The organism is Actinomyces sp. MRS3W (assembly GCF_032465695.1).
Taxonomy (GTDB): Bacteria; Actinomycetota; Actinomycetes; order Actinomycetales; family Actinomycetaceae; genus Actinomyces.
In genome coordinates, this window is sequence record NZ_JAWDJJ010000090.1 from 1 (window position 1) to 5,791 (window position 5,791).

Sequence of the window (5,791 nt, forward strand, 5' to 3'; positions counted from 1 at the left end):
GCCCCAGGTGGCGGCGCAGGTCCTCGGGCAGGGCGGCCATGGCGTCGGCGACGTCGTCGTCACTGGCCTGCGGCTGCGCCGGGGCGGTCTCCTGGGTGGGCATGATGCCGTAGGTGGCGGCCGCCGGGGCGGCAGCGGGCTGGCCCAGGCCGAAGGCGGAGCCGGCCGCTGCGGGTGCCGGCGCCTCGGGAGCGCCGGAGGTCTTCTGCGCGCGGGCGGCCGCCGCCTCACGCGCCTGCCGGGCAGCCTTAGCCGGGTTTCCGGAACGTCCCTTCTTGCCGCCCTTGCGTTTCTTGCCCTTGGGGGCCTGGCGGGCCTTGGAACGCTTGCCCACTGCGGGCAGCGATCCCATGCCGGGCATGCCGCCGGGGCCGCCCAGCCCGCCCGGGCCTCCGGCCGCCATGGCCTCCATCATCTTCTTGGCCTGCCCGAAACGCTCCACCAGCGCGTTGACGGCCTGCACGGTTGTGCCCGAGCCCTTGGCGATGCGAGAGCGGCGCGAACCGTTGAGGATGGACAGATCCCGCCGCTCAGCCGGGGTCATGGAGCAGACGATGGCCTCAATCCGGTCGACCTCGCGCTCGTCGAAGTTCTCCAGGGCCTCGCGCATCTGCCCCATGCCGGGCATCATGCCCAGCAGCTTCTTCATCGACCCCATCCTACGGATCTGCCGCAGCTGGGACAGGAAGTCGTCCAGGCTGAACTCGCCGCTGGCGAGCTTGGCGGCGGCGTCCTCCGCCTCCTTCTCATCGAAGGTGCGTTCGGCCTGCTCAATGAGCGTGAGCAGGTCGCCCATGTCCAGGATGCGGGAGGCCATGCGGTCGGCGTGGAAGCGCTCGAAGTCGTCCAGCCCCTCACCGGTGGAGGAGAACAGCACCGGCGCCCCGGTCACGCCGCGCACGGACAGGGCGGCACCACCGCGGGCGTCGCCGTCGAGCTTGGACAGCACCACGCCGGTGAAGCCAACCCCATCGCGGAAGGCGACGGAGGTGTTGACGGCGTCCTGACCGACCATGGCGTCCAGGACGAAGAGGATCTCGTGGGGGGATACGGCGTCGCGGATGCGGATCGCCTGGTCCATCATCTCCGCGTCCACACCCAATCGGCCGGCGGTGTCGATGACGGCGACGTCGTAGCCGTTGGCGCGGGCCTGCTCGACGCCGCTGCGGGCCACCTGGACCGGGTCGCCCACGCCGTTACCGGGCTCGGGCGCCCATACGTCGACCCCGGCGCGCTCGGCGACGACGGACAGCTGGGTGACGGCGTTGGGGCGCTGCAGGTCGGAGGCAACGAGCAGGGTGCGCTTGCCCTCACCCTTCAGCCAGCGGCCGAGCTTGCCAGCAAGCGTCGTCTTACCGGCACCCTGCAGACCGGCGAGCATGATGACGGTGGGGCCGCGATCCGCCCAGTTGATCTCCCGGGACTCCCCCCCCAAGACCTCAACGAGCTCATCGTTGACGATCCGAATGACCTGCTGGGCCGGGTTGAGGGCCTGCGAGCGGGTGGCGTCCTTGGCCTTCTCCCGCACCGCGGCGGTGAAGGAGCGCACCACCGGCAGGGCGACGTCGGCCTCGAGGAGGGCGCGGCGGATCTCGGAGACGGTGGCGTCCACATCCGCTTCGCTCAGACGGCCCTTACCGCGCAGGGACTTGAAGGAGGCGGTAAGCCGGTCGGAGAGGTTGCCGAACACGCGGTGTCCTTCCTTGGCGCCGGGTGGCGCATGGGTTGTTCCCGCCTCGCAGGCGGCCTGACGGTGAGGCGCTTCGCGGCGCTGGCCAGCGGCGCCTCAGGGTTGAGTGCGGGCTCAGGATAGCGCGGGCCGGTCAGCCCAGCAGAGCGTCGACGAAGCCCTCGGGGTCGAAGGGGGCCAGGTCGTCCGCGCCTTCGCCGAGTCCGACGAGCTTGACGGGCACACCCAGCTCCTTTTGCACGGTGACGACGATGCCGCCCTTGGCGGTCCCGTCCAGCTTGGTCAGCACGATGCCGGTGATGCCGACCGCCTCCGAGAACACCTGGGCCTGGCGCATGCCGTTCTGCCCGGTGGTGGCGTCCAGAACCAGCAATACCTCGCCCACCGGCGCGGCCTTCTCCATGACGCGCTTGATCTTGCCCAGCTCGTCCATGAGTCCCGCCTTGTTCTGCAGGCGGCCGGCGGTGTCGACGACGACGACGTCCACGCCCTCGCGGGCGGCCTGGCGGACGGCATCGTAGGCGACCGAGGCGGGGTCGGCCCCCTCCTTCTCGGAGCGGACCACGTCCACGCCGACGCGCTCGCCCCAGGTGGTCAACTGGTCGGCTGCGGCGGCGCGGAAGGTGTCCGCCGCCCCCATGACAGCGGTTTTGCCGTCGGCTACGAGCACGCGGGCCAGTTTGCCGCAGGTGGTGGTTTTGCCGGTGCCGTTGACTCCCACCATGAGCACCGCGGCCGCCGGCTCACCACCGGCGCCATCCCAGCCGTCCGCCGGGGTGGGCTTGGTGAGGTTGAGGGAGCGGTCCATGCCTGGGTCGACGAGCTCTAGCAGCTGCTCGCGCAGCACCGTCCGGATGGCGTCGGGGTCGGAGGTGTCCAGCACCTTGGCCTGGGTGCGCAGCTCGTCCATGAGGGAGGTGGTGACCTCAAGCCCGAGGTCGGAGGTGAGCAGGGTGTCCTCGATCTCCTCCCAGTCGGCCTCGGTGAGGTCGCCGCGTGAGAGGACGGAGAGAATCGCCTTGCCGAAGCTGCCGGCCCCGGCCAGGCGCGAGCGCAGGCGCTGCATGCGCCCGGGGATGGACTCGGGCCGTTCCAGGGTGGCGGCCGGCGCCTGGGGCGCCTGAGGAGGTGCTTCCTCCACCGGCGGGGTGAGCAGGACGTCGTCGGCGCTGGTCGGTTTGTGCGCGCTCACTTCCGGCGGCACCTGGCCGCCGCGGTTGCGGCCCGCGTAGAACCAGATTCCGCCGGCCACGGCCAGCACAACGACGACGATGAGGACGATCAGCAAAGGATCCATGGTTCCATCATGCCCGATTGGCGGCAAGCGCGCGGCGGGAGCTTCGCCACGGGCGCTGCCCGGCAGGCTCAGCGGCGGGTGGCGAGCGGCTTGTTGCGGCGCACCTCGGCCGCCTTGGCCTCGGCGGTGTCCATGGCCTTTTCCACCACGTCGACCAGGCCGGAGAAGGATTCGGTACCGACGTACACCGCGGAGTCGTCTTCGGTCATGAGGTCCTCCAGACGGGCCTCCTGCGGAACCACCGTGACGGGCTCTTCCTTTTCCCGGGCCACGCCAGCCAGGTCACGCAGGCGATCACGCCAGGTGGCGACCGGGTAGCGCTCGGCAACGACCAGGCCGAGCACAATGAGAGCAGCGACGAGGACGACGGCGAGCGGGAAGATCATGGAGCCCATAGGCATTATTGTGCCTTCCGTTTGTCACTGTGCCGTCAAGGCAGGCCCATCGTGTCGCCTACCTCGCAGCACCGTGTTCCTCACAGTTCATGACGGCAGCATCATTAACCGGTTCGCTGGGGATCGTGTGAGAGGCGCTGGGAGACTGCCTGGGTCACGCCGTCGCGCATGGTGATGCCGTAAAGGGCGTCGGCGATCTCCATGGTGCGTTTCTGGTGGGTGATGATGATGAGCTGGCTCGAGGCGCGCAGCTCGGTGAAGATGTCGAGCAGGCGCCCGAGGTTGGTGTCGTCCAGGGCGGCCTCGACCTCGTCCATGACGTAGAAGGGCGACGGGCGGGCCCGGAAAATCGCCACCAGCAGGGCCACCGCCGCGAGCGAGCGCTCCCCACCGGACAGCAGGGACAGGCGCTTGACCTTCTTGCCGGCGGGCCGGGCCTCGATGTCAATGCCGGTGGCGAGCATGTCGTCGGGGTCGGTGAGTATGAGGCGTCCCTCTCCCCCAGGGAAGAGCCGATCGAAAACGACGGCGAACTCACGGGCGGTGTCGGCATAGGCCTCGGCGAACACCTCCTCCACGCGCGCATCAATGTCCTCAACAATGTGCAGCAGGTCGGCACGTGACTGTTTGAGGTCGGCCAGCTGCTCGGCGAGGAAGCGGTGCCGCTCCTCCATGGCCGCATGCTCCTCCAACGCCAGCGGGTTGACCTTGCCCAGGCGCGCCAGGTCGCGTTTGGCGCGGGCCAGGCGCTTGTCCTGCTCGGCGCGCACGTATGGCCTGCCGGTCTGCGGGGAGGTGCCCGTCTGGGCGGGATCGGCCGCCGACGCGGCGCCGACGCCATCGGCCCCGTCCGGGGACTCCTCTGGGTCCTCGGTGATCTCCGGGACGAGCATGTGGGGCCCGAACTCCTCCACCAGCGCGTCGAGTTCGAGTCCGAGTTCGTTCATGGCGCGCTCAGCCAGGTTCTCCAGGCGCAGGTTCTGCTCGGCGCGGGCGATCTCGTCCCGGTAGGCGGCGTCGGACAGGGCGGCCAGGTCGGCGGTGAGTTTGTCCAGCTCGCGGCGCACGTCGGCGGCGGCGGCGGAGGCCTCGGCACGTTCGGCCTCGATGTGGGTGCGCTGCGCCTGGGCCTGCTCCACCCACGTGCGCGCGGTGTCGGCGGCGGCGCGCGCCTGGTCACGCACCTGCGCGGCGGTGGTCATCCGCTGGGCGCGCAGGGCCTCGGCCCGTTCGGCAGCGGCGCGCTGTTCCCGTTCCCGCCGGGCGGCGGCACGCAGGGAGCCGGCGCGGCCGCGGCCGTTGCTCTCCCGCTCCTCTGCGGTACGCAGGCGCAAACGCGCCTCCGTCTCGGCGGCACGGGCGGTGCGGGCGGCTGCCGCTGTCTGTTCGCGTTCGCTGCGGGCGGCATCAATGGCCGTGTCGATGTCCGCCTCGGCATCGGTGCTCGCCTCCGCGGCGCTCCCCCCGCCGGGGGCGGACAGCGGTGTGCTCTCAACCTCGGCCAGGGCGGCCTGGGCGGAGGCGAGCTCGGCGGCGCGCTGGGCGGTTTCCGACTCGGCACGTTCCAGCACCCGGCGGGCCCGGCCGGTCTCCTCCTCGGCGGCGCGAGCGGCGGAGTTGAGCCGAGCGAGCTCCTCCGCCACGCGGGCGGCCGCCGCGTCAGCGGCACGCAGATGCTCCAACGCCTCGGCCACGGCGGCGCGGGCGGCACTCTCAGCGGCGCGGGCGGAGGCCAGGTCCGCGTCGGCACCGGTCTCGGCTGCGGCAGCGGCCTCGGCCTGCGCGACTGCTTCCTCATGAGCGGCCGCCAACGCCAGGACGGAAGAGCCCGCCTCCCCGGCCCCTGTGGCCCAAGCGGGGGCCAGCACGTCGCCGTCGCGGGTGGCCACGACCGCCTCGGGGAGCACCTCGCGCACGGCGCGGGCGCCCTCCAAGTCCGCGGTCACCCAGGCGCCTTCCAGCAGACCGGCCAGGGCACGGTGGAGCGCCTGCGAGTCAGCAGTGATGAGCTGGGCGGCGGCCTGCGTCCCGGCTGGCGCGGCGGCGGTCGGAGCGGCGGCGTCGGGGCCGTTCGCGATGACCAGCCGCAGCCTGCCGCTGTCGGCCTGGCGCGCGTGGGTGAGCGCGGCAACGGCGGCGTCGGCGTCGGCGACGACGGCGGCCCCGGCCAGCTCGCCGAGCAGCGCGGCCAGGGCGTTCTCCCAGCCGGGGGTGACGGTCACCGATCCGGCGAGGGGGCCGAGGATTCCGGGCAGGCCGGCGTCGGCCAGCTCTGCGGTGGCGTCCTGGGCGGTGAGGGACAGGGCAAGGGCGTCGCGGCGGGCGGTCCAGGTGGCGAGTTCGGCGGCGGCCTCACGGCGGGCGTCGGTGGCGGTGGCCACGGCGTCCCGGGCTGCAGCCAGGTCGGCA

At 72.0% G+C, this 5,791-nt stretch carries 4 protein-coding genes; all 4 read right to left on the minus strand.

Annotated features, from left to right (window positions below; all coding sequences use genetic code 11):
* A partial coding sequence (ffh, locus tag RWX45_RS02635) for a signal recognition particle protein (RefSeq protein WP_316022236.1) occupies window positions 1-1,690 on the minus strand: 1,690 nt, incomplete at its 3' end.
* 133 nt (window positions 1,691-1,823) lie between these two features.
* Complete coding sequence (gene ftsY / locus RWX45_RS02640; RefSeq protein ID WP_316022237.1) at window positions 1,824-2,987, minus strand: signal recognition particle-docking protein FtsY; 1,164 nt, start codon at window positions 2,985-2,987, stop codon at window positions 1,824-1,826.
* A gap of 68 nt (window positions 2,988-3,055) precedes the next feature.
* Window positions 3,056-3,382 (minus strand): hypothetical protein, encoded by a 327-nt coding sequence (locus tag RWX45_RS02645; RefSeq protein WP_316022238.1) that lies wholly within the window; start codon window positions 3,380-3,382, stop codon window positions 3,056-3,058.
* 104 nt (window positions 3,383-3,486) lie between these two features.
* A partial coding sequence (locus RWX45_RS02650) for an AAA family ATPase (RefSeq protein ID WP_316022239.1) occupies window positions 3,487-5,791 on the minus strand: 2,305 nt, incomplete at its 5' end.